This window comes from Pseudomonas sp. RIT-PI-q, assembly GCF_001297125.1.
In the GTDB taxonomy this organism is placed as follows: domain Bacteria; phylum Pseudomonadota; class Gammaproteobacteria; order Pseudomonadales; family Pseudomonadaceae; genus Aquipseudomonas.
In genome coordinates this window covers 16,400-41,100 of sequence record NZ_LHPC01000016.1, presented here as the reverse complement: position 1 = coordinate 41,100, position 24,701 = coordinate 16,400, and the positions used below count along the sequence as shown (strand labels likewise).

Annotated in this window: 20 protein-coding genes; 15 read left to right on the top strand and 5 right to left on the bottom strand. The window is 61.6% G+C overall.

What is annotated here, in order from left to right:
* Positions 1-27: 27 nt before the first annotated feature.
* From AEQ67_RS03860 to madM, 11 genes are all read left to right on the top strand, one after another.
* Entirely contained in the window at positions 28-6,039 is a 6,012-nt protein-coding gene (locus tag AEQ67_RS03860; protein WP_059402572.1) for an Hpt domain-containing protein, read from the top strand.
* Complete coding sequence (locus AEQ67_RS03855) at positions 6,032-6,487, top strand: chemotaxis protein CheW (RefSeq protein WP_059402571.1); 456 nt, start codon at positions 6,032-6,034, stop codon at positions 6,485-6,487. Before AEQ67_RS03860 ends, AEQ67_RS03855 begins: the two co-directional genes overlap by 8 nt.
* Positions 6,488-6,701: 214 nt before the next feature.
* Positions 6,702-8,372, top strand: a complete 1,671-nt coding sequence (mdcA, locus tag AEQ67_RS03850) for a malonate decarboxylase subunit alpha (protein WP_059402570.1) — start codon at positions 6,702-6,704, stop codon at positions 8,370-8,372.
* A complete protein-coding gene (locus tag AEQ67_RS03845; protein WP_059402569.1) occupies positions 8,372-9,247 on the top strand; it encodes a triphosphoribosyl-dephospho-CoA synthase in 876 nt (291 codons plus the stop codon). The genes mdcA and AEQ67_RS03845 overlap by 1 nt, the downstream gene beginning before the upstream one ends.
* The gene (locus AEQ67_RS03840) at positions 9,247-9,546 is read left to right on the top strand and encodes a malonate decarboxylase subunit delta (protein ID WP_059402568.1); all 300 of its coding nucleotides are present in this window, start codon (positions 9,247-9,249) and stop codon (positions 9,544-9,546) included. Before AEQ67_RS03845 ends, AEQ67_RS03840 begins: the two co-directional genes overlap by 1 nt.
* On the top strand, positions 9,539-10,381 hold the full coding sequence (locus AEQ67_RS03835) for a biotin-independent malonate decarboxylase subunit beta (protein ID WP_059402567.1): 843 nt from the start codon (positions 9,539-9,541) through the stop codon (positions 10,379-10,381). Before AEQ67_RS03840 ends, AEQ67_RS03835 begins: the two co-directional genes overlap by 8 nt.
* The gene (mdcE, locus tag AEQ67_RS03830; protein WP_059402566.1) at positions 10,378-11,181 is read left to right on the top strand and encodes a biotin-independent malonate decarboxylase subunit gamma; all 804 of its coding nucleotides are present in this window, start codon (positions 10,378-10,380) and stop codon (positions 11,179-11,181) included. Before AEQ67_RS03835 ends, mdcE begins: the two co-directional genes overlap by 4 nt.
* Entirely contained in the window at positions 11,175-11,795 is a 621-nt protein-coding gene (locus AEQ67_RS03825; RefSeq protein WP_059402565.1) for a malonate decarboxylase holo-ACP synthase, read from the top strand. Before mdcE ends, AEQ67_RS03825 begins: the two co-directional genes overlap by 7 nt.
* Positions 11,792-12,697, top strand: a complete 906-nt coding sequence (mdcH, locus tag AEQ67_RS03820) for a malonate decarboxylase subunit epsilon (protein ID WP_059402564.1) — start codon at positions 11,792-11,794, stop codon at positions 12,695-12,697. Before AEQ67_RS03825 ends, mdcH begins: the two co-directional genes overlap by 4 nt.
* A gap of 71 nt (positions 12,698-12,768) precedes the next feature.
* Entirely contained in the window at positions 12,769-13,185 is a 417-nt protein-coding gene (madL, locus tag AEQ67_RS03815; protein ID WP_059402563.1) for a malonate transporter subunit MadL, read from the top strand.
* A 1-nt stretch (position 13,186) separates the two neighbouring features.
* Positions 13,187-13,951 (top strand): malonate transporter subunit MadM, encoded by a 765-nt coding sequence (gene madM / locus AEQ67_RS03810; protein ID WP_059402562.1) that lies wholly within the window; start codon positions 13,187-13,189, stop codon positions 13,949-13,951.
* A 114-nt stretch (positions 13,952-14,065) separates the two neighbouring features.
* On the opposite strand, the gene AEQ67_RS03805 is transcribed toward madM, so the two are convergent.
* Positions 14,066-14,980 carry a LysR family transcriptional regulator gene (locus AEQ67_RS03805; RefSeq protein WP_059402561.1) on the bottom strand — a complete coding sequence of 305 codons (915 nt, stop codon included), beginning with the start codon at positions 14,978-14,980 and terminating at the stop codon, positions 14,066-14,068.
* A 238-nt stretch (positions 14,981-15,218) separates the two neighbouring features.
* On the opposite strand from AEQ67_RS03805, the gene trhA reads away from it, so the two are divergent.
* Positions 15,219-15,836 carry a PAQR family membrane homeostasis protein TrhA gene (gene trhA / locus AEQ67_RS03800; protein ID WP_059402560.1) on the top strand — a complete coding sequence of 206 codons (618 nt, stop codon included), beginning with the start codon at positions 15,219-15,221 and terminating at the stop codon, positions 15,834-15,836.
* Positions 15,837-15,931: 95 nt separating this feature from the next.
* On the opposite strand, the gene AEQ67_RS03795 is transcribed toward trhA, so the two are convergent.
* Both AEQ67_RS03795 and AEQ67_RS03790 read right to left on the bottom strand, forming a co-directional pair.
* Complete coding sequence (locus tag AEQ67_RS03795) at positions 15,932-16,651, bottom strand: 16S rRNA (uracil(1498)-N(3))-methyltransferase (RefSeq protein WP_059402559.1); 720 nt, start codon at positions 16,649-16,651, stop codon at positions 15,932-15,934.
* 142 nt (positions 16,652-16,793) lie between these two features.
* Positions 16,794-18,200 (bottom strand): adenosylmethionine--8-amino-7-oxononanoate transaminase, encoded by a 1,407-nt coding sequence (locus AEQ67_RS03790; protein WP_059402558.1) that lies wholly within the window; start codon positions 18,198-18,200, stop codon positions 16,794-16,796.
* A 222-nt stretch (positions 18,201-18,422) separates the two neighbouring features.
* On the opposite strand from AEQ67_RS03790, the gene AEQ67_RS03785 reads away from it, so the two are divergent.
* The 3 genes from AEQ67_RS03785 (at position 18,423) to AEQ67_RS03775 (ending at position 21,615) form a co-directional block, all read left to right on the top strand.
* The gene (locus AEQ67_RS03785) at positions 18,423-20,180 is read left to right on the top strand and encodes a flavin monoamine oxidase family protein (protein ID WP_059402557.1); all 1,758 of its coding nucleotides are present in this window, start codon (positions 18,423-18,425) and stop codon (positions 20,178-20,180) included.
* Between the two features lie 254 nt (positions 20,181-20,434).
* Positions 20,435-20,986, top strand: a complete 552-nt coding sequence (locus AEQ67_RS03780; RefSeq protein ID WP_059402556.1) for a cytochrome b — start codon at positions 20,435-20,437, stop codon at positions 20,984-20,986.
* Between the two features lie 32 nt (positions 20,987-21,018).
* Positions 21,019-21,615 carry a YceI family protein gene (locus AEQ67_RS03775; protein ID WP_059402555.1) on the top strand — a complete coding sequence of 199 codons (597 nt, stop codon included), beginning with the start codon at positions 21,019-21,021 and terminating at the stop codon, positions 21,613-21,615.
* Between the two features lie 154 nt (positions 21,616-21,769).
* On the opposite strand, the gene AEQ67_RS03770 is transcribed toward AEQ67_RS03775, so the two are convergent.
* Together AEQ67_RS03770 and AEQ67_RS03765 are read right to left on the bottom strand one after the other, a co-directional pair.
* Positions 21,770-23,647: a DEAD/DEAH box helicase gene (locus tag AEQ67_RS03770; RefSeq protein WP_059402554.1), complete on the bottom strand. Its 1,878-nt coding sequence runs from the start codon at positions 23,645-23,647 to the stop codon at positions 21,770-21,772.
* A gap of 223 nt (positions 23,648-23,870) precedes the next feature.
* On the bottom strand, positions 23,871-24,686 hold the full coding sequence (locus tag AEQ67_RS03765) for a substrate-binding periplasmic protein (protein ID WP_059402553.1): 816 nt from the start codon (positions 24,684-24,686) through the stop codon (positions 23,871-23,873).
* Positions 24,687-24,701: the final 15 nt, after the last annotated feature.

Genomic DNA, 24,701 nt, shown 5'->3' with positions numbered 1-24,701 from the left:
TTGATTGGCGTGGGGACTGGAGTGGTTATGGGTGATCGGCACGACTATGTGGCCCTCGAGTGGGTCAAAGGCGAGATTGCCGAAACACTGAAAGTGGCTCATCAGGCAATCGAAACCTTGCTCGATGATCCGCAGGCGACGCACGCCCTCAGTGAATGCCTGGCGTGCATCCATCAGGTTCACGGCAGTTTGCAGATGGTCGAGTTCTACGGCGCGGCATTGCTCGCCGAAGAAATGGAGCAACTGGCCGCCGCCTTGCAGCAGGATCGCGTCAGCCATCGCGACGAATCGATCCACCTGTTGATGCAGGCGCTTGGGCAGCTGCCGATTTACCTTGACCGGGTGCAAGGCGCGCGCCGTGACCTGCCGCTGGTGGTGCTACCGTTGATTAACGACTTGCGCAGCGCCCGTGGCGAAAGCCTGCTCTCGGAAACCAGCCTGTTCAGCCCGCAACTGCCGGAATTGCCCGCGCTGGACGAAGAGTCGTTGGCGTTGCTGGAACCGGCAGAATTGCCCAATGTGCTGCGCAAATTGCGCCAGATGCTTCAAATGGCCCTGGTCGGGTTCCTGCGTGAGCAGGATAACCAGACCACTCTCGATTACCTGGCCAAGGTCTTCGCGCGCCTCGAAGGGTTGTGTGGCAACGCGCCGCTGAGCCCGTTGTGGCAAGTCGCCTCGGCGCTGGTCGAAGGCATGCGCAGCGGTTCGATCGCCAACAGTCCGGCGCTGCGCAGCCTGTTCAAGGACGCCGACAAAGAACTCAAGCGCCTGCTCGAACAGGGCATGCGCGGCATCAATCAACCGGCGCCGCCGGAGCTGCTCAAGAGTTTGCTGTTTTACATTGCCAAGGCCGAACATCCCACCGGGCAGATGCTGACCATGAAAGATCGCTACGGACTGGACGACGCGCTGCCCGACAGCGCAATGGTCGACGAAGAACGCGCACGGCTGGCTGGCCCCGACCGCGACGCCATGCGTTCGGTGTTGGCGGCGTTGTGTGAAGAATTGGTGCGGGTCAAAGAGCGCCTGGACCTGTTCGTGCGCAGCGACCGCCAGCACACCTCGGACCTTGAAAGCCTGCTGGCGCCTTTGCGTCAGATCGCCGACACCTTGGCGGTGCTGGGTTTCGGCCAGCCGCGCAAGGTCATCATCGATCAACTGGCGGTGGTGCTGAGCCTCGCCCAGGGCCAGCGCGAACCCAACGACGCGATCCTCATGGACGTCGCCGGGGCCTTGCTTTACGTCGAGGCGACCCTCGCCGGCATGGTTGGCACCGTGGAACCGGAAAGCCAGGAAGAAAGCCGCCTGCCGACCACCGACCTGACGCAGATTCACCAGATCGTCATCCGCGAAGCGCGCATCTGCCTGCAACAGGCCAAGGACATGATCGTCGACTACATCGACGCCGACTGGGACCGACAGCACTTGCAGCCATTGCCGGCCTTGCTGACCCAGGTGCGTGGGGCGCTGGCGATGATTCCGTTGAGCCGTGCGGCGAGCCTGATCGAGGCCTGCAACCACTTCATCCGCGAGCATCTGCTGCTGGAACCGGACCAGCCCGGCTGGCAGGAACTGGACAGCCTGGCCGATGTGGTCACCAGCATCGAGTATTACCTGGAGCGCCTCAGCGACGACCCCGAAGCGCCCGGTGAACAGTTGCTCGACGTCGCGCAGAAGAGCCTCGCCTCACTCGGTTTTTTCCCCAGCGAGCAGCATGTGCCGGTGCTTGAGGATGTACTGAGCCCGAGTGAAGCGCAGGTCATGCAGGAGCAGCAGGCACTCGACGATCCTCAGGTCGTGCAGACCCTGGCCGAGGTGCTGGGCAGTCCCGTTTCCGCCGTCAATCCGCCCGCCCTGAACACCCCCGGCAGCCTGTTGCCGCCCCCGGTAGGTGAAGAACCCGTGGACGACGAACTGCGGGAAGTCTTCCTCGAAGAAACCGACGAAGTCCTGGAGATACTCCGCGAATACCTGCCGCGCTGGGCAGCCAATCCTGACAGTGAGTCGATCCTGAGTGAATTGCGCCGGGCCTTTCACACGCTCAAGGGCAGTGGCCGGATGGTTCGTGCACTGGTCCTCGGCGAACTCGCCTGGGCCGTGGAAAACCTGCTCAATCGCGTGCTCGAACACAGCGTCGCCCCCGGTGCTGCGGTCCAGCAACTAGTGGCTGATGCGCTGAACCTGTTGCCGGAACTGGTGGCCGAATTCGCCGCCAATGCCCAACGCCAGCGCAACGATGTCGATCAATTGGCAGCTCATGCGCACGCCTTGGCCAAGGGTGATGAGCAGGCCAGTGATGAGGACACGCAGGATGTCGCCGCCCTCGATCCGCTGCTGCTGGAGATCTTCCGCAAAGAAGCCGAGACCCATTTAAACAGCCTCAACCGCTTCCTCGATCAAGCCGCCGAGCATGTGCCGTTGCAGGCCAGCGACGAGTTGCAGCGCGCGTTGCACACCTTGAAGGGCAGCGCCTACATGGCCGGCGTGTTGCCGATTGCCGAGCTCGCGGCGTCGCTGGATCAACTGGCCCGTGAGTACAAGGCGCACCTGATTGCCCTGGACCTGGACGAAGTGGAACTGCTGCTCGAAGCCGAAGGCCTGTTCCGGCTCGGCTTGCGTCAACTCAAGACCGATCCGCTGGCCGAGATTCCCGACGCCCCTTCGTTGATCGCGCGCACCCGGCAATTGTTGGCCGAACGTCTGCAAGCACTCCTGAGTGCGCCGCACACGGCACTGCGCACCAAGCGCGATCCGCAACTGATCAACAACTTTCTCGCCCAGGGCATGGACATCCTGCTGGACGCCGAGAGCCTGTTGCAACGCTGGCAGCAGCACCCCGGCGAGCGTCAGGAACTCAGCGCGCTGCTGGACGAATTGACCACCCTCGGCGAAGGCGCGCACCTGGCCGACCTGCACCCGGTGGATGACCTCTGCGAAGCCTTGCTCGACCTGTATGGCGCGGTAGAAGAGAGCAGCCTGGCGGTCAGCGAGACGTTTTTCCATGAGGCACAAAGTGCTCACGAAGCGCTGATCAACATGCTCGACGAACTGGCTGCCGGCCAGGAAGTCAGCCCGCAACCGGAACGTATCCGGGCCTTGCGCGACTTGCTCGACACCAGCCTCGATCCGTCGGCCATGGGCCTGATCCGCAGCGACGGCAGCCGCACCCTGAGTATTCGTGATTTGGGTGACGCCACCGCCGAACTGGAAAACACCCTACCCCCTGTGGGAGCGAGCCTGCTCGCGATGGACGTCAACGATGAGGCGTTGTCATCGGAAAAACGCGACGCCTGTGAGTCCATCGCGAGCAAGCTCGCTCCTACAGAAAACCGCACCGTCGAACTGGACGATGAAATCGTTTCGATCTTCCTCGAAGAAGCCGTGGATATTCTCGAAAGCGCGGGCCAAGCCTTGCAGCGCTGGCTGAGCGACCCGGACAACGCCGCGCCGTTGTTGTCGTTGCAGCGAGACTTGCACACCCTCAAGGGCGGTGCGCGGATGGCCGAGGTCGAGCCGGTCGGCGACCTGGCCCATGAATTGGAAAGCCTTTACGAAGGCCTGGTCGATCGCCGCTACAACCACAGTGAAGCGTTGGCGCAACTGGTGCAACAGAGCCATGACCGGCTCGCCGCGTTGCTTGAACAAATGCACAACCAGCAGCCATTGGGCGATCCGGGTGAGCTGATCGAAGCCATTCGCGAATTCCGCAAGGGCAATCCCGGCGCGGCTGAAACGCTCGAACCTGCACGGGGTGAGGATTCACCGGGCCATGACCCGGAGCTGCTGGAGATCTTCCTCGAGGAAGGTTTCGACATCATCGAAAACTCCGGCGCGGCGCTGCTGCGCTGGCAGGCCGAGCCGTCGAATCGCCAGGAAATGGAAACCCTGTTGCGCGATCTGCACACCCTCAAGGGTGGCGCGCGGATGGTCGAAATCGGCCCGATCGGCGACCTCGCCCATGAATTGGAATTCCTTTACGAAGGCTTGTCTGCGGGCGTGTTGCAACCGACCGCTGCGTTGTTCGCGCTGTTGCAAAGCAGTCACGATCGACTGGCACAGATGCTCGATGCGACCCGCGCCGGTCAGCCCTTGCCACCGGCTGATCGACTGATCGACGCGATCAAGAATTTCAGCCACCCGGCGGTGCCCGAAATACCGGTCGTGGCATCCTCTGCGCCTAAACCCGAGACACTCGCACCGCAAGCCGACGCTGGCGCCGACATGGTCAAGGTCTCGGCAGAACTGCTCGACGACCTGGTCAACCTGGCCGGCGAAACCTCGATCTTCCGAGGCCGGATCGAACAACAGGTCAACGATGCACGGGTGGCCCTGAGCGAAATGGAAACCACCATCGAACGGATGCGCGATCAACTGCGCCGCCTCGATACCGAAACCCAGGGGCGAATTCTCAGCCGTCAGCAAGTCGACGCCGAACGCCTGGGCTACGAAGAATTCGACCCGCTGGAAATGGACCGTCACTCGCAGTTGCAGCAGCTGTCGCGCGCGCTGTTTGAATCCGCCTCCGACCTGCTCGACCTCAAGGAAACCCTCGAGCGGCGCAATCAGGACGCGGAAAACCTGCTGCAACAGCAGGGCCGTATCAACACTGAATTGCAGGAAGGCCTGATGCGTACGCGCATGGTGCCATTTGAACGGATGCTGCCGCGCTTGAAGCGCATCGTCCGTCAGGTGTCCAGTGAGCTGGGCAAGGATGTGGAGTTCATTGTCGGCAACGCCGAAGGCGAGATGGACCGCAACGTTCTCGAACGCATGGCCGCGCCGCTGGAACACATGCTGCGCAACGCCGTGGATCATGGGCTGGAATCCACCGAGGTGCGTATCGCCGCGGGTAAGCCGGCTCAAGGGCGGATCACCCTCGACCTGTCCCGAGAGGGCGGCGACATCATTTTCGACATCCGCGACGACGGTGCCGGCGTGCCGCTTGACGCGGTGCGGCGCAAGGCGATCAAGCGCGGCTTGCTGGCGCCGGACAGCGATATCAGCGACCGCGACGTGCTGCAATTTATCTTGCAACCGGGGTTTTCCACCGCCGAGAAAATCACCCAGATCTCCGGGCGTGGCGTCGGCATGGACGTGGTTCACGAGGAAGTCCGGCAACTTGGCGGCACGATGAGCATCGACTCCGTGCCCGGGCAGGGCGTGCATTTCCGTATCCGCCTGCCGTTCACCGTGTCGGTCAACCGGGCACTGATGGTGCAGTGCGGGGAGGATCAATACGCGATCCCGCTGAACACCATCGACGGCATCGTGCGCGTGCTGCCCAACGAACTCGAAGGCCATTACCGGCTCGATCCACCGACCTACAAATACGCCGGACAACACTATGAACTGTGCTATCTCGGCGAACTGCTGAAAACCAGCACCCGTCCGAAACTGTTGGGGCAGAGCCTGCCGCTGCCGGTGTTGCTGGTGCAGTGCAATGAACGCCACATCGCCGTGCAGGTCGATGCCATGGCCGGGACCCGGGAGATCGTGGTCAAAAGCCTCGGCCCACAATTTGCGGCGGTGCAGGGGCTGTCCGGGGCGACGATTCTCGGTGACGGCCGGGTGGTGCTGATTCTCGATTTACTCGCACCGATCCGCGCCATGCAGGCGCATGTGCCGCAGCGCACGTTGACTCAGGATGTCGAGGTCGAGCCGCACAAACCGCTGCTGGTGTTGGTGGTGGATGACTCGGTGACCGTGCGCAAGGTCACCAGCCGTCTGCTGGAACGCCACGGCATGAACGTGCTGACCGCCAAGGACGGTGTCGACGCCATGCTGCTGCTCGAAGAGCACACGCCGGACCTGATGCTGTTGGACATCGAAATGCCGCGCATGGACGGCTTCGAAGTTGCGACCCAGGTGCGCGCCGATGAGCGTTTGCAGCACCTGCCGATCATCATGATCACCTCCCGCACCGGGCAGAAACACCGCGACCGCGCCATGGCCATCGGCGTCAACGACTACCTCGGCAAGCCGTACCAGGAATCGGTGCTGCTCGAAAGCATCGCCTTGTGGAGCAAAACCCATGCTTGAGCACCGCACCAGCAACCTCACCGGCCTGCTGCTGCCCTTGGCTGATCGCAACCTGATCCTGCCCAACGTCGCCGTTGCCGAGCTGATCGACTACCAGCCCGGCGCCTTCGACCTGGATACACCGCCGTGGTATCTGGGCCGGGTGACGTGGCGCGACCGGCAGATTCCGCTGCTCAGTTTCGAGTCGGCGTGCGGCCAGAAAATCGTCATCGGCGAGCGGGCGCGGATCGTCATTCTCAATGCCTTGGGCGGGCGACCTGAACTGAAATTCATCGCGTTGCTGGTGCAGGGGATTCCGCGCTCGTACAAGTTGGACAGTCAGTTGAGCTACGTCGATGTGCCGTTGTGTGCGTTGGAACAGGCGGCGGTGCAGGTCGGGGATCAAGTGGCGAAAGTGCCGGATTTGTTGGGGTTGGAGGGGTTGTTGGTGAGTGCCGGGCTAATCTGACGGACGCCTTCGCGGGCAAGCCTCGCTCCTACAGGGTTTATGCCGTTCGCAGAAAATGTGTACGCCGCGACCTTGTAGGAGCGAGGCTTGCCCGCGAAGGCGTCAGCACAACCAACCATTACCCTGAGCGTAACGATCCAACGCTGCGCTTGATTGATGCTTCCCACCCAACACTCCTAATGTGACCCCACGACAGCGAACCCGTGGAGTGGTCATGACAACAACAATATCCCCCGACTCGCGATGGACGCGGCGGCGCAGCGAAAAGCAGCGGCGTCTCGAGTTGGTCAAAGGCTTTGCCGACGGCGCAGTTCTGCCCACCGACAAGATCGTGGCAGCGCTGGAGGCATTGATCCTGCCCGGCGACCGAGTGGTGCTGGAGGGCAATAACCAGAAGCAGGCGGATTTCCTGTCGCGCTCCCTGGCCAAGGTCGATCCCGCCAAGCTGCACGACCTGCACATGATCATGCCCAGCGTCGGACGCTCCGAGCACCTGGACCTGTTCGAACGCGGCATCGCCCGCAAGCTCGACTTCTCCTTCGCCGGCACCCAAAGCTTGCGCATCAGCCAATTGCTCGAAGACGGCCTGCTGGAAATCGGCGCGATCCACACCTACATCGAGCTCTACGCGCGACTGGTGGTCGACCTGATTCCCAACGTCGTGCTCTCGGCCGGTTTCATGGCCGACCGCGCCGGCAACATCTACACCGGCCCGAGCACCGAAGACACCCCGGCGCTGATTGAACCGGCGGCCTTCAGCGATGGCATCGTCATTGTCCAGGTCAACCAGTTGGTGGACGACGTCAGCGATCTGCCTCGCGTCGACATCCCTGCCTCCTGGGTGGATTTCGTGGTGGTGGCCGACAAGCCGTTCTACATCGAGCCGCTGTTCACCCGCGACCCTCGGCACATCAAGCCCGTACACGTGCTGATGGCGATGATGGCGATTCGCGGCATCTACGAAAAACACAACGTGCAGTCCCTGAACCACGGCATCGGTTTCAACACCGCCGCCATCGAATTGATCCTGCCCACCTACGGCGAATCCCTCGGCCTCAAAGGCAAGATCTGCCGCAACTGGACACTCAATCCACACCCAACGTTGATCCCGGCGATTGAAAGCGGTTGGGTCGAAAGCGTGCATTGCTTCGGCACCGAACTGGGGATGGAAAACTACATCGCCGCCCGGCCCGACGTGTTCTTCACCGGGCGCGACGGGTCTTTGCGTTCCAACCGGATGTTCTGTCAATTGGCCGGGCAATACGCGGTGGACCTGTTCATCGGTGCCACCCTGCAAGTCGATGGCGACGGCCATTCCTCCACCGTCACGCGCGGCCGCCTGGCCGGTTTCGGTGGTGCGCCAAACATGGGCCACGACCCGCGCGGTCGCCGCCACGGCACGCCAGCCTGGCTCGACATGCGCCACACCGACGCGCCAGAACCGATGCTCGAACGCGGCAAAAAACTCGTGGTGCAAATGGTCGAGACCTTCCAGGAAGGCGGCAAACCGACCTTCGTCGAAACCCTCGACGCCGTGGAAGTTGCGCGCAAAAGCGGTATGCCGCTGGCGCCGATCATGGTCTACGGCGATGACGTCACGCACCTGCTGACCGAAGAAGGCATCGCCTATCTGTACAAGGCGCGTTCGCTGGAAGAACGCCAGGCGATGATCGCTGCGGTCGCAGGCGTCACCGTTATCGGCCTGCGCCACAACCCGAAAGACACCGCGCGCATGCGCCGCGAAGGTTTGATCGCCTTGCCCGAAGACCTCGGCATCCGTCGTACCGACGCCACCCGTGAACTGCTCGCGGCGAAAAGCGTGGCGGACCTGGTCGAGTGGTCCGGTGGCCTCTACAACCCGCCCGCCAAGTTCAGGAGCTGGTAATGCACGCATTCAACCTGCAACCCAAACCTCTCTCGCTGGCCGAACGGCTGGCGGACCTGGCAGTGGACGCGCTGATCGACGAAGCGGACCTGTCGCCGAAACCGGCGCTGGTCGACCGTCGCGGCAATGGCGCCCACACCGATTTGCACCTCGGGCTGATGCACGCGTCCGCGTTGGCGTTATGGCCGGCGTTCAAGGAAATGGCGGAGGCCGCCGTCGAGTTCGGCGAAGTCGGTTTGCCGCTGCGTGAAGCCATTGGCCTGATCGGGCGTGAAGGCGAACAAGCGATGCTCGCCACCACCAACGGTGTGAACACTCATCGCGGGGCGATTTGGGCGTTGGGTCTTTTGGTCGCCGCCGCTGCGCTGGAACCTCAATCCAGCAGCGCTGGCGCCATCTCGTTGCGCGCCGCACGCCTGGCGTTACTCGACGACCGCTACGCCCCACGTTCGCTCAGCCACGGCGCCCAAGTCGCGCAACGTTACGGCGCACGCGGTGCCCGTGAAGAAGCGCAACTCGGCTTCCCGGCGGTGATTCCACGCGCCCTGCCGCAACTCAAGCACAGCCGCGCCGCGGGCCATGGTGAGCAGAACGCCCGGCTCGATGCGCTGCTGGCGATCATGACTCAACTGGCCGACACCTGCGTGTTGTACCGCGCCGGCGAGCAAGGCCTGCAGACCATGCAACTCGGCGCCCAAGCCGTGCTCGACGCGGGCGGCAGCGCCAGCCTCGCCGGCCGCCGCCGTCTGCATGAATTGGACGAACAACTGATTGATTTGAATGCCTCGCCCGGTGGCGCTGCCGACCTGCTCGCAGCCAGCCTGTTCATCGACCGTATCGAGTCTGGCGACGGCCTCAACCAGGGAGTTTTGTGATGGAAACTTTATCCTTTGAATTCCCCGCCGGGCAGCCGCCACGCGGCAAGACGCTGGTGGGCTGTGTCGGCTCGGGCGATCTGGAAGTGCTGATCGAGCCAGGTCAGGCCGGCAAGCTGACGATCAAGGTGCAGACCTCGGTCAACGGCGCCGAACAACGCTGGCAGCATCTGTTCGCGCGGATGTTCGATGGCCAGACACCACCGGCAATGGCCATCGATATCCACGATTTCGGCGCGACGCCGGGCGTGGTGCGCTTGCGTCTGGAACAAGGCTTCGAGGAGATCGGCCATGACTGATCTCCTCAACAAACACAGCTTCGTCGAACTCGGTGCCCGACAACGGGCGAAAGCGCTGCTCGACGCCGGCACCTACCGCGAATTGCTCGACCCGTTTCAACGCGTCATGTCGCCCTGGCTGTCGCGCCAGGGCGTGGTGCCGCAAGCCGATGACGGCGTGGTGATCGCCAAGGGCAGCATCGGTGGATTGCCGGTGGTGATCGCGGCCATCGAAGGCGCTTTCCAGGGTGGCAGCCTCGGTGAAGTCGGCGGAGCGAAGATTGCCGGTGCGCTGGAACTGGCCGCCGAAGACAACCGCAACGGCACTCCGACGCGCGCCGTGCTGCTGCTGGAAACCGGTGGCGTACGGTTGCAGGAAGCCAACCTTGGGCTGGCGGCGATTGCCGATATCCACGCGGCAATTGTCGACCTGCGCCAGTACCAACCTGTCGTTGGCGTAGTTGCGGGCAGCGTCGGTTGTTTTGGCGGCATGTCGATTGCGGCCGGGTTGTGCAGTTATTTGCTAGTGACCCAGGAAGCGCGCCTTGGCCTCAACGGTCCGCAAGTGATCGAGCAGGAAGCCGGGCTTGAGGAATACGACTCCCGTGATCGTCCTTTCATCTGGAGCCTGACCGGTGGCGAGCAGCGTTTCGCCAGTGGTTTGGTGGATCGCTTTGTCGCGGATGACGTGGCGCAGGTTCAGCAGCAAATCAGCGAATTGCTGCAACAGGGTTTGCCTGAGCAGCCACGCAGCCAACAGGCCGAACTGTTCCTGCAACGGCTGGCCCGTCTGGACGCCGAGCCACAAATCGAGCCGGCGACGGTTCGCGATCTGTATCAAGGAGAGCGCTCATGAGTTCGTATTCCCTGAGAGGCTTGAGCTGGTTCAACGCCTTGAGTGCCGGCGCCAACGCCGTCGAAGGTTTGCCCGCTTCACTGAAGGTGGCCGATGGCGTGTTGGGCGACCAACCGGTTCGCTTCATCGCGGTGGTGGCCGATCCCGACAACCGTTTCGTCCGCGCTCGTAATGGCGAAGTCGGTCTGCTGGAAGGTTGGGGCCTGGCCAAGGCGGTGGATGAAGTCATTGCCGCCGACCTGGATAAACCGCAAAAACGTGCCTTGATCGCCATTGTCGATGTGCCGAGTCAGGCTTACGGTCGGCGCGAAGAAGCGCTCGGGATTCATCAGGCACTGGCCGGTGCGGCAGACAGTTATGCCCGCGCCCGGCTGGCCGGTCACGCCGTGATTGGTCTGCTGGTGGGCAAGGCGATGTCCGGGGCGTTTCTCGCTCATGGTTACCAGGCCAATCGGCTGATCGCGCTGCGTGATCCCGGCGTGATGGTGCATGCGATGGGCAAGGCGTCGGCGGCGCGGGTGACCTTGCGCAGCGTCGAAGAACTCGAAACCCTGGCCGCCAGCGTGCCGCCGATGGCGTATGACATCGACAGCTACTCCAGCCTCGGTTTACTGTGGGAAACCTTGTCGGTGGAGCAGATCGAGCAGCCAACGGCGGCGGATCTGGCACGCGTGACTGAATGCCTGAGTCTGGCGGTGGCTGATGTTGCCGCTAAAGGACGTGATCTGAGCAGTCGTTTGGGCGCTGCAAACCGCGCCGCATCGAGCAAGGTTCGCCAACTGCTGAGAGAACAGTGGTGAACACGTATCTGGCCCACGACCTGCTCTGGGGGGTGACCCCGGAGCAGCTCCCTGCGGACGCACCTTCGTGGGTGATCGAGTCGATCAGCGCGGGTCAACCGGTGGTGGTTCGGCGTGCGTTGAGCGCGCCGGATCAAATCGCGGTCGGCGTGCGTGGGCGTTTGCGTGAGCAGCGTTATGCGACGTCGATGGCGACTGCTGCGATATCGCGTCGGGTGCAGCCGGAAGAGCTTTGTCATGTCGATATCGGTCGGGATTTGCCAGCACTGCGTGCCCTGAATCACCTGCGGCCAATGCTCGACGCTAGCGGTTGGGTGTGGGGTGTCAGCGGCAGTGCCGGGTTCGAGTTGGCCAGCGGATTTGCAGCCTTGCATGAACGCAGTGATCTCGACTTGATCCTGCGTACACCGCAACCGCTGGCGCGTACTCAAGCGCTCGAGATGGTGAAATTTCTCGACGCTACTGTCTGCCAGGTGGACCTGCAATTGCAGACGCCATTCGGTGCTGTCGCCTTGCGCGAATGGGCCAGCTCTGCACGTCGGGTTTTGCTGAAAAATGCCACTGAAGCCTGCTTGGTGATTGATCCGTGGAACCCGCAGGAGCAAGCAGCGTGAGCAGCTTGCTGGTGTTCCCCGGTCAAGGCGCGCAACAGCCAGGCATGCTCCATCGTTTGCCTCGGGAAACGGTGAGCGAGGCCAGTGAAGTCCTCGGCGAAGACGCCTTGCTGCTGGATTCTGCTGAAGCGTTGAAGTCGACGAGGGCGGTTCAGTTGTGCCTGTTGATCGCCGGCGTTGCTGCTGCACGCCAGCTGTCTCTGACAGCGGATTACGTCGCCGGCCTGTCCATCGGCGCCTACACGGCAGCAGTCGTCGCCGGTGCCCTGGATTTCAGCGATGCGCTGCATCTGGTCAGCCTGCGCGGTGAACTGATGCAGCAGGCTTATCCACAGGGCTACGGCATGACCGCGATCATCGGTCTGGAGCTGGCGACGGTGGAAGGGTTGCTGGCGCAGGTTCACAGCGTCGACACGCCGGTGTACCTGGCCAACATCAACGCTGATAACCAGGTGGTGATTGCCGGCAGCGACGGGGCGATGAAAGCGGTGGCCGAGTTGGCGAAAGCTCGCGGTGCCGGTCTGGCCAAGCGTCTGGCGGTCAGCGTGCCTTCGCACTGCCCGCTGTTGGACGCACCCGCCAAAACCCTGGCCGAAGCCTTCGCCAAGGTGCAATTGAAAACGCCGACGCTGGGTTACTTGAGCGGCAGCCGCGCCCGGCCTGTCACCCGCATCGAAGCCTTGCGCGACGACTTGGCGTTCAACATGTGCCGCGTGGTGGATTGGCGCGGCACGGTACAAAGCGCCTACGAGCGCGGCGTACGGCTACAGATCGAACTGCCGCCCGGTGCGGTGCTGACCGGGCTGGCGCGCCGGGTGTTCGAGCAGGGCACCGTGATGGCTTTTGACGGTGCACGGCTCGACACCTTGCAGGCGCTGTTGCGTGAGGAGGGAAGCCGCTAACCCTAGACCACCGACTCAGGCCTTCGAACAACAAAAACAACATTCGACGATGCACTTTGAGGACGACAACAATGATTATTTACGGTGTGGCGCTGTTGGCGATTTGTACGCTGGCAGGGGTGATATTGGGGGACATGCTCGGCGTGTTGCTGGGTGTGCAATCAAACGTCGGCGGCGTCGGGATCGCGATGATCCTGCTGATCTGCGCGCGGTTGTGGATGCAAAAACGCGGCGGCATGACCAAGGATTGCGAGATGGGCGTCGGCTTCTGGGGCGCCATGTACATTCCGGTGGTGGTCGCGATGGCGGCGCAGCAAAACGTCGTGACCGCGCTGCACGGCGGCCCGGTGGCCGTGCTCGCGGCCATCGGTTCGGTGGTGATCTGCGGCTGCACGATTGCCCTGATCAGCCGCACTCATAAAGGCGAACCCTTGCCCGATGAACCGACGGAAGTCACCCCCGTCGGCACACCTGTAGGAGGCCGCTGATATGTGGGATCTCATTGAAAAAGGTCTGGAACATAACGGTCTGGTCACGGCATTCGCGTTCGTCGGCGTGATCATGTGGGTGTCGGTGGTGTTGTCCAAGCGCCTGACCTACGGACGGATTCACGGCTCGGCGATTGCCATCGTCATCGGGCTGGTTTTGGCCTGGGTGGGCGGCACCATGACCGGCGGGCAAAAGGGCCTGGCGGACCTGTCGCTGTTTTCCGGTATTGGCCTGATGGGCGGCGCCATGTTGCGGGACTTTGCGATCGTCGCCACGGCGTTTGAGGTGCAAGCCACCGAAGCGAAAAAGGCCGGCTTGATCGGTGCGATTGCGCTGCTGCTGGGCACGATACTGCCGTTCATTGTCGGGGCGAGCATTGCCTGGGCATTCGGCTATCGCGATGCGGTGAGCATGACCACCATTGGTGCTGGCGCGGTGACGTACATCGTCGGACCGGTGACGGGCGCGGCGATTGGCGCGAGTTCGGATGTGGTGGCGTTGTCGATTGCCACCGGGTTGATCAAGGCGATTTTTGTGATGGTGGGTACGCCGATGGCGGCGAAATGGATGGGGCTGGATAACCCGCGCTCGGCGATGGTGTTTGGCGGGTTGGCCGGGACCGTAAGCGGTGTGACGGCGGGGCTGGCGGCGACGGATCGGCGGCTGGTGCCTTATGGCGCGCTGACGGCGACGTTCCATACCGGGCTTGGGTGCTTGCTGGGGCCTTCGTTGCTGTACTTCATTGTTCGCGGGATTGTCGGTTAAACCGTTGGATTGATGCTGAATGTGCTGACGCCATCGCGGGCAAGCCTGCTCCCACAGGAGAATGCATTCCAATGTGGGAGCGTGGCTTGCCCGCGATGCAGGCGACTCGGTCTGTCAGGCCTGGCGATTGGCATACATCCGGCACTCCGCCAGCAACGCCAGCAAGTTCGGATCGCGCTCCTTGGCCTTCAAAAACACCACACCAATGTGCTGCTGCAACCGGTACTTTTCCTGCAACGGAATCAGCTTCACCCGGTTCTCATACACCGCCGCAATCCGCCCCGGCAGCAACGCATAACCCACCCCCGAGCTGACCATGCTCAGCAGGGTGAAGATGTCGTTGACCTGCATCGCCACCTTCGGCTCGAACCCCGCCTGCTTGAACACCCGATTGCCGTCCTGGTGCGTGGCGAAGCCCTGGGTCAGCGTGATGAAGGTCTCGTCGCGCACCTCGGCGAGGTCGACCTCCGTGCGTTGGGCAAACTTCGAATCGGCCGGCGTGGCGAGAAAAATATCGTCCGAGAACAGCGCAATCTGCTCGCAATCCGGGTCGTTGACGCTGTCGTCCAGGGACACCAGGATCGCGTCGACTTCCATGTTCTTGAGCTTGTACAGCAGGTCGAAATTCGAACCGAGGATCAGGTCGATGTTGAGCTCGCTGCGGCGGATCTTCAGGCCCATGATCAGTTGCGGCACGGTCTTCACTGTCAGCGAATACAACGAGCCAAGCTTGAAGCGTTCAGCCGAGAACCCGGCGGCTTCGCGGGTCAGGCGCACGGTTTCGACCACGTCCTGAATCAGCTTCTGTGCCCGTTCTTCAAGCACATAAGCGCTTTCCAGTGGCGTCAAGTTGCGGCCTTCATGCTTGAACAGCGGGCAGCGCAGGGCGCTTTCCAGTGAATGGATCGCCCGGTGCACACTGACATTGCTGGTCTGCAACTCGGCGGCGGCCCGGGCCAGGTTGCCGGTGCGCATGAAGGCCAGGAACACCTCGAGTTTTTTCAGGGTCAACTCTTCATCGATCAGCATGGGCCAGACTCTTTTTGGAATGACTTGATTGTGCACGCATGCGAGCCTTTGTGTAGGAGCTGTCGAGAGAAACGAGGCTGCGATCTTTTGATCTTCAGCATTCTTCAAGATCAAAAGATCGCAGCCTCGTTTCTCTCGACAGCTCCTACAGGGGGGATTGTGTTTTGAAACATTGCGCTTTTAGTCTCGAGGGCTGAGCCTTGTGCAATGTTGTCCTGGATTTTGAGGTGAGCAACACATGTATCACGGGGAAAGATTGAATGCCTGGACGCATCTGGTCGGGGCGGTGGCGGCGTGTGTCGGTGTGGTGTGGATGCTGGTGATCGCCGGGGTGGACGGCAACCCGTGGAAGATTGTCAGCGTGGCGATTTACGGTTTCACCTTGCTGGTGCTCTACAGCGCGTCGACCGTTTACCACAGCGTGCGCGGGCGCAAGAAAGAGATCATGCAGAAGGTCGATCACTTTTCGATCTACTTGCTGATCGCCGGCAGTTACACGCCGTTCTGCCTGGTGACGTTGCGCGGGCCGTGGGGCTGGACGCTGTTCGGGATTGTCTGGGGGCTGGCGCTGATCGGCATTCTGCAAGAGATCAAACCGCGTTCGGAAGCGCGCATTCTGTCGATCGTGATTTATGCGGTGATGGGCTGGATCGTGCTGGTGGCGGTCAAGCCGTTACTCGCGGCGCTGGGCAGTACCGGCTTTGCCTGGCTGGCGTCGGGCGGGGTGTTGTACACCGTGGGGATTATCTTTTTTGCCCTGGATCATCGGCTGCGGCATGCCCATGGGATCTGGCACCTGTTCGTGATTGCCGGGAGCTTGCTGCACTTTGTGGCGATTATGTTTTATGTCCTGTAGGAGCGAGGCTTGCCCGCGAAGGCTTCACCTCGGTTTTTGGGGTGTCGCTGATAATGCCTTCGCGGGCAAGCCTCGCTCCTACAGGTTATGTGGGCCTAGAAGTCACCCCAAAGCTGTTGGGCCACCGCAAGCGCAACAACCGGCGCGGTCTCTGTGCGCAACACCCGAGGGCCGAGGCGGGCAGCATGAAAACCAGCCCCTTTGGCCTGCTCGACTTCCGCATCCGACAACCCACCCTCAGGCCCGATCAGAAACGCCAGCGTCGCCGGTTTCGCATGGCTCACCAACGGCTCCGCCACCGGGTGCAGCACCAACTTCAATTCTGCTTCGGTCTGCTTCAACCAGTCCGCCAACAGCAGCGGCGGATGAATCACCGGCACCCGTGAACGCCCGCATTGCTCGCACGCACTGATTGCCACCTGACGCCAGTGCATCAGGCGTTTATCGGCGCGTTCGTCCTTGAGGCGCACTTCACAGCGGTCGCTGAAGATCGGGGTGATTTCCGTCACGCCCAGTTCGGTGGCTTTCTGAATCGCCCAGTCCATTCGCTCGCCACGGGACAGGCCCTGGCCGAGATGGATCGCCAGCGGCGACTCGATCTGCCCGGCAAAGCTTTCATCGATCTGCACCACGACGCGCTTCTTGCCGACTTCCACCAGCGTGGCACGAAACTCCTCGCCCGAGCCGTCGAACAATTGCAGCGCATCGCCCTCGGCCATGCGCAGTACGCGGCTGATGTAATGGGCCTGGGCCTCGGGCAACTCGTGTTCGCCAGTGCTCAGGGGGGCGTCGATAAAGAAGCGGGACAGTCTCATGCGGAGTCTCTGAAAAGGGTCTGAAAGTCTGGCGGCCTCATCGCGGGCAAGCCCGCTCCCACAGGATTGCACTGTACCTGTGGGAGCGGGCTTGCCCGCGATGACGGTAGTCCGGTCAGCGCTGGAGCTTAGGTGAAATCAATCAACCCGGATCACGAAACCCCGGATGAAAGTCCTTCGGCACCGACACACTGACGCTGTCACGGGTCGCGATGTCGATCCCTTCACTGGCCACTTCGGCCAAAAAGTCGATCTGCTCAGGCGTAATGACGTAAGGCGGCAAGAAATACACCACGCTGCCCAGCGGACGAAGTAAAGCACCGCGCTCCAACGCATGCTGGAACACCTTCAAGCCGCGACGTTCTTGCCACGGATAGGCCTCCTTGGTGGCCTTGTCCTTGACCATCTCGATGGCCAGGACCATGCCGGTCTGGCGCACTTCCGAAACGTTCGGGTGATCGACCAGGTGCGCGGTGGCGGTCGCCATGCGCTGGGCCAGGGCCTTGTTGTTCTCGATGACGTTGTCTTCTTCGAAGATGTCTAGCGTCGCCAAGGCCGCCGCGCACGCCAGCGGGTTGCCGGTGTAGCTGTGCGAATGCAGGAAGGCGCGCAGGGTTGGGTAGTCATCGTAGAAGGCGCTGTAGACGTCTTCGGTGGTCACGCAGGCCGCCAGCGGCAGATAGCCGCCCGTCAAGGCCTTGGACAAGCACAGGAAGTCCGGACGGATGCCGGCCTGTTCGCAGGCGAACATCGTGCCGGTGCGGCCGAAGCCGACGGCGATTTCGTCATGGATCAGGTGCACGCCGTAACGGTCGCAGGCTTCACGCAGCAACTTGAGGTACACCGGGTGGTACATGCGCATGCCGCCGGCGCCCTGGATCAGCGGCTCGACAATCACCGCCGCCACGCTGTCGTGGTTCTCGGCCAGGGTCTGTTCCATGGCGGCGAACAGGTTGCGCGAATGCTCTTCCCAGCTCATGCCCTCAGGGCGATGGTAGCAATCGGGGCTCGGCACCTTGATGGTGTCCAGCAGCAGGGCCTTGTAGGTTTCGGTGAACAGCGGCACGTCGCCCACCGACATCGCCGCCATGGTTTCGCCGTGGTAGCTGTTGGTCAGGGTGACGAAGCGCTTCTTGTTTGGCTGGCCGCGGTTGAGCCAGTAGTGAAAGCTCATTTTCAGCGCGACTTCGATGCAGGACGAACCGTTATCGGCGTAGAAGCACCGGGTCAGGCCCTCGGGCGTCATCTTCACCAGGCGTTCAGACAACTCGATCACCGGCTGATGGCTGAAGCCGGCGAGGATTACGTGCTCCAGTTGGTCGACCTGATCCTTGATGCGCTGGTTGATGCGCGGGTTGGTGTGGCCGAATACGTTGACCCACCAGGAACTGACCGCATCGAGGTAGCGTTTGCCCTCGAAGTCTTCCAGCCAGACGCCTTCACCGCGCTTGATCGGGATCAGCGGAAGCTGTTCGTGGTCTTTCATCTGGGTGCAGGGATGCCACAACACCGCAAGATCGCGTTGCATCCACTGATTATTCAGGCCCATTTTCAGTCTCCTCGAGGCGGTCCGTGACACGCGCGGACAAACAATCGCGCAAGCCTATGCAATGCGTCGCCCGGGGACAACCTATTGTGTCGTTTCAACTACTTTGTATAGGGCGATAGACGTTGCTGGCGGCCTTTTGATGGCTGACGTATTCTTCGCGGTTCTCTGAGTCGTCTGACTCGTAAAACCGCTATTTCCTCGTGTATTTCCGGAGTTCGCTGAATGTCTGCTGGTTGGCTGCGCGCCTGTGCGCTGGTGATGTTGGGGCTGTTCAGCGTGTCTGCGCTGGCCAAGGATAAAACCGCGATCGTGATCGGCGGCGGGCTGTCAGGCCTTACTGCTGCTTATGAGCTGCAGAATAAAGGCTGGCAGGTCACGTTGCTGGAAGCCAAGCCGAGCATGGGTGGGCGTTCCGGCATGGCCACCAGTGAGTGGATCGGCAACGACAAGACCCAGCCGGTTTTGAACAAGTACGTTTCGACCTTCAAGCTGAGCACCACGCCAGCCCCTGAATTCGTGCGTACGCCCAGCTATCTGATCGACGGTGTGTATTACACCGCTGCCGATCTGGCCACCAAGGAACCGGCCACCAGCGAGGCGCTCAAGCGCTACGAAAAGACTGTGGATGACCTGGCTCGCTCGATCGAAGATCCGCAGAACCCGGCCGCCAACAGTACGTTGTTCGCCCTGGACCAGATCAACGTGGCCAACTGGCTCGATCGCCTGAGCTTGCCAGCCACGGCCCGTCAGTTGGTGAATCAGCAGATTCGTACCCGTTATGACGAACCTTCGCGCCTGTCGCTGCTGTACTTCGCACAGCAGAGCCGGGTTTACCGTGGCGTCTCCGACCGTGACCTGCGCGCTTCGCGTCTGCTCGGCGGCAGCCCGGTGCTGGCCCAGGCGTTCGTCAAGGAGCTGAAGACCATCAAGACCAGCTCCCCGGTCTCGGCCATCACCCAGGACAAGGACGGCGTGACCGTCAAAGTCGGCAGCGTGGGTTATCAGGCTGACTATGTCGTGGTCGCCGTGCCGTTGCGTGCACTGAACAAGATTGCCATGACCCCGTCCCTGGATGCCCAGCACATGGGCGCGATCAAAGGCACCAACTACGGTTGGCGCGACCAGATCATGCTCAAGTTCAAGACGCCAGTGTGGGAAAGCAAGGCGCGCATGTCCGGCGAAATCTACAGCAACACCGGCCTGGGCATGTTGTGGGTTGAGCCAGCCCTGAAGGGTGGCGCCAACGTGGTGATCAACCTGTCTGGCGACAACGCCCGCGTGATGCAGGCTTTCGGCGACAAGCAGATGGTTGATCAGGTGCTGATCCGCCTGCACGCGTTTTATCCACAGGCGCGCGGCGCGTTCACCGGTTATGAAATTCGTCGCTACAGCACCGACCCGTCGATGGGCGGCGCTTACCTGGCCTTCGGCCCGGGCCAGATCAGCAAATACTGGCGCTTGTGGGAGCGTCCGCTGCAACGTGTAGCGTTTGCCGGCGAACACACCGACACCTTGTACCCGGGCACTCTGGAAGGCGCATTGCGCACTGGTCAGCGTGCAGCCAGTCAGGTTGAAGACCTGGCGGCGGGCAAGTCGTTTGAACCGGCCAAAGTTGTGCCGGCGGCGACCGCTGTAGCGGCTGGCGCAGTAGCGGCGAAGAAAGGCAACTTCTTCACCAACCTGTTCGGTGGTTCGGACGACAAGCCAGCACCGGTTAAAGCGCCAGAGCCAGTGGCTCCGGTTGCACCGACCCCGGCTCCAACGCCTGCGCCGACCCCTGCGCCTGCTCCGGTTGAAGCACCGAAGCCAGCAGCGCCGGTGAAAGCCGAGCCTGCCAAGAAAGCCCCGGCCAAAGCTGCGGTGAAAAAGCCTGCGGCCAAAACCGAGGCTAAAAAAGCTCCGGCGAAGAAAACTGAGCCGGCCAAGAAGCCAGCGGCCAAACCGGCTGCGACCCCGGCAACGGATACCAAAGCGCAGTAAGCGCTGAGACTAAATAAACGCGGCAGAGATGCCGCGTTTTTTTATGCCTGAAGAAAAAGTATCGAATAAACCTTATGGCGCAGGTGTTCGTTAGTTGAGCTTCATTTTTTTTCACGCGGTGGTCTTTAATCTTTCCTTAACTAACCTATTTCAGACTCTTGATCGTATTTCTCGATATTTCAAAGCGAAATTTTCCGCTTTAATTCGATAGATAACTCGATAGTCTTGGTCGCAGTTCTCACAGGATTTGGGCAATGCAGCTACGTAACTCTACTTCCCGCTACGGTTGGGTCAGCATCTTCATGCATTGGGGCGTGGCGCTGGCAGTCTTTGGTTTGTTTGCGTTGGGTTTGTGGATGGTCGGTCTCGACTACTACAGCACCTGGCGTAAAGATGCGCCGGAGCTGCACAAGAGCATTGGTCTGGTGCTGTTGGCCGTCATGGTTCTACGGGTACTGTGGCGCTTTACCAGCCCACCGCCGCCGGAACTGGAAAGCTACAGCCGCATGACGCGCATTGGCGCCAAGTTCGGCCATTTGTTCCTGTACTTTGCGTTGTTCGCTGTGATGATTGCCGGTTACCTGATTTCCACCGCAGACGGTGTCGGGATTTCGGTGTTTGGCCTGTTTGAAGTTCCTGCGCTGGTTTCCGGACTACCGGACCAGGCAGATACCGCCGGTGTGATTCATCTGTATCTGGCGTGGGTGCTGGTCATTTTTTCCGGTCTCCATGCGTTGGCTGCACTGAAGCACCACTTTATCGATCGTGATGCGACCCTGACTCGAATGCTGGGCCGCAAAGCTTGAAGTTCAACCTCGACTCCAAAGGAATAGAAAGCATGTTGAAAAAGACCCTCGCCGCTCTGGCAATCGGTTCCGCTCTGCTGTCCGCCGGTAACGTAATGGCTGCTGACTACGTCGTCGACAAGGAAGGCCAGCACGCCTTCGTTGACTTCAAGATCAGCCACCTGGGCTACAGCTACATCACCGGTACTTTCAAGGATATCGACGGCAAGTTCAGCTTCGACGCTGCCAAGCCTGAAGACAGCAAGATCGAGTTCAATGTGAACACCGCCAGCGTGTTCACCAACAACGCTGAGCGCGACAAGCACATCGCCAGCGGTGATTTCCTCAACGCGAGCAAGTTCGCTAAAGCCACGTTTGTTTCCACCAGCGTCAAATCCACCGGCAAAAACGCCGCTGGCAAAGACACTGCCGATGTGACCGGCGACCTGACTATCGCTGGCGTGACCAAGCCAGTCGTGGTCAAAGCCACCTTCCTGGGTGAAGGCAAGGATCCATGGGGCGGCTACCGTGCCGGTTTCGAAGGCACCACCAACCTCAAGCGTTCCGATTTCGGCAAGCAGAAAGACCTGGGCCCATCGTCTGACGCCGTCGAGTTGTACGTTTCGTTTGAAGGTGTCAAAGCGAAGTAACCTTCGCGCCTGACAAAAAAACGCCCCCGATCTCACGATCGCGGGCGTTTTTTATTGCCAAACACAAATGGCATGGCTACCACAGGGTTATTCGCCATCCTAAAAAAATGCCCCGGATCGTGAGATCAGGGGCATTTTTTATGGCAGCGTTAAATCAGCGGTTGCGGGTCAGCAATGCTGGTTTTTCGCCGCGCGGACGGCCTGGCAGTTGATCAAGTTGCTCAGGAGTCGGGAAACGATCGGTTTTCGACTCCTTGTGAATGATCTTCGGTGCCGGGCCACGCGGGTTTTGCACGGCGGGTTCCGAACGCGGCTGGGCGTCGGCACGGGCCGGGCGGCGGGTGCGCGGCTCCTCGCGACGGGCCTGACCGTCACGTGGAGCGCCGTTGCGTGGGCCGCTGCGCTTGGCCGGCGGAGTGCCGGTGGTGGCGCCATCGCTGCTGCGCGGACCGCTTTGACGACCCTGCGGCTTGCCGCCAGTGCGCGGAGCACCTGCGCCAGTTGCCGTGCCTTGTGCCGGAGCACCCGGACGACGGCCACGGCCCTGGGCCGGTTTGGCTTGAGGGACGTAGTCGACGCGGTTACCGAAGTTATCGATATCGTCGTCGAGGAACTCGTCCGGAGCTCGGTCAGCGGCAGCGCGAGGAGCCGGGCGCTGTTGCTCGCGAGCCGGGGTGCCTTCGCGCGGCTTGTGTTCACGCGCCGGGCGATCGCCACGGCCAGTGGCTGCAGGTTTTTCCTTGCCGCCCTTGTCCTTGCCTTTGTCTTTACGACCGCCGCCACCACCGGTGCCGTTCGGGCCGTCGCCGCGCGGGCCACGTGGGTTGCGCGGGTTACGCACATCCGGACGCTCGCGAACTTCTGGCTTCTCGGCTTCTACAGCGCTGGAGTCGAAGCCCATCAGGTTGCCGTCGGCAATCTTCTGCTTCGTCATGCGCTCGATGCTTTTCAGCAGTTTTTCTTCGTCCGGAGCAACCAGCGAGATCGCCTCACCCGAACGACCGGCACGGCCCGTACGGCCGATACGGTGCACGTAGTCTTCGTCAACGTTCGGCAGCTCGAAGTTGACCACGTGTGGCAACTGGTCGATGTCGAGGCCGCGAGCGGCGATGTCGGTGGCGACCAGGATGCGCACTTCACCGGCCTTGAAGTCGGCCAGGGCTTTGGTGCGGGCGTTCTGGCTCTTGTTACCGTGGATCGCGACGGCGCTCAGGCCGTGTTTGTCCAGGTACTCGGCCAGGCGGTTGGCGCCGTGCTTGGTGCGAGTGAACACCAGCACCTGTTCCCAGGCGCCAGCGGTGATCAGGTGCGCCAGCAGCGAACGCTTGTGGTTGGCTGGCAGGCGGAATACGCGCTGTTCGATACGCTCGACCGTGGTGTTCGGCGGCGTGACTTCGATGCGTTCCGGGTTGTGCAGCAACTTGCCGGCGAGGTCGGTGATGTCCTTGGAGAAGGTCGCCGAGAACAGCAGGTTCTGACGTTTGCTCGGCAGACGGGCCAGGACCTTCTTCACGTCATGGACAAAGCCCATGTCGAGCATGCGGTCGGCTTCGTCCAGCACGAGGATTTCCACGTGGGACAAATCGACGCTGCCTTGGCCGGCGAGGTCGAGCAGGCGGCCAGGGCAGGCCACCAGCACGTCAACACCGCGTGACATGGCCTGAACCTGTGGGTTCATGCCGACGCCGCCGAAGATGCAGGCGCTGACGAACTTCAGGTCACGGGCATAGACCTTGAAGCTTTCATGCACTTGCGCCGCGAGTTCGCGAGTAGGGGTCAGGACCAGTACGCGCGGTTGGCGCGGGCCGTGACGCTGGGATTTGTCCGGGTGACCGTTAGGGAACAACCGCTCCAGGATCGGAAGGGCGAAGCCACCGGTTTTACCAGTACCTGTCTGTGCCGCAACCATCAGGTCGCGACCTTGCAACACGGCGGGAATGGCCCGCTGTTGCACCGGAGTAGGCTCGGTATAGCCCGCTGCCTCGATGGCGCGGACTAAAGCCTCGGAGAGACCGAGGGAAGCAAAGGACATGAGTAATCCTGTTTTAGTTAGGGCTTGGCCCAATGGGAGTCTTGCCTGGCGCGAATGGCGTTTATGAGGAACGCAATCCCGTCCGGTCCTGCTGGGGCTTGAAAGCTCGTCTGGAGCGCTCGCGCGGGCTGAAAAGCTGCGCTGTAGCGGGGTCGAGATGCCTTGAACAAGTCCGAGCGTCCGGGCGTGAGCCTGGCGGGAAGGCCGGAGTATAACAGAGCAATCACTGCGCGCCGCTTTCCTGCTGCTCAACGGTTTTTCCGCTGGCAGCGGTGGCCCTCACGGCTTTTACTTCTGCAGCCGGTTCGGCGCCATAACGGGCGCTCAGTTCGGCGTAGGCGGGTTCGCGCTTAAAGCGTTTGAGTTCGGCACCGAAGCGCTGCACCAGCAAATCCATGCCCGCGTTGCGGCGCACCGCCAGAAACTGGCTTTGCTGGCTGATGACGATCGGGTTTTCGCTGATCTGGTCGCGGATGTTCAATTCATCCAGCAAATGCTGGCCGACCCGGCGATCTGTGATCAGCAGGTCGATCCGCCCGCGCACCAGTTTGCCGAAGTTGGCTTCATGAGTCGGTGCCGGCTCCCGCGTGAACAGGGTCGAGTCACTGAAATCCTTGCTGTAGAGATAGCCCGGTGAGGTGCCGATGGTCAGGCCCTTCAAGTCGTCCAGGGTGCGAAACGGATGGGGTCGCTCGTTGGCGTAGAACATCACGAACTCGACTTCCGAGAGCGGTTCGCTGGGGTAGAGCAGGGTGGCGTCACGTTCATCGCTATGGAAAATGTCGAGCGCGCCGTCGGCCTGGCCGGTTTCGAGCATCGACAGGCAGCGTTTCCAGGGCAGGAACTGCCATTCCACTTCGATTCCCAGGCGCTTGAAGACGATGGCCGTGGTTTCGTAGTCCAGCCCCAGGGATTTGCCGTTTTGCTCATACACGTACGGCGCCCACGGTTCCGTGACAATGCGCAGCTTCTCGCCCCGAGCGGCGAAGCTCAGGCAAGTAAAAAGAAACACGGTGAGTAACTGCGCGATCAAAGGCATGGGTTGAGATTACGA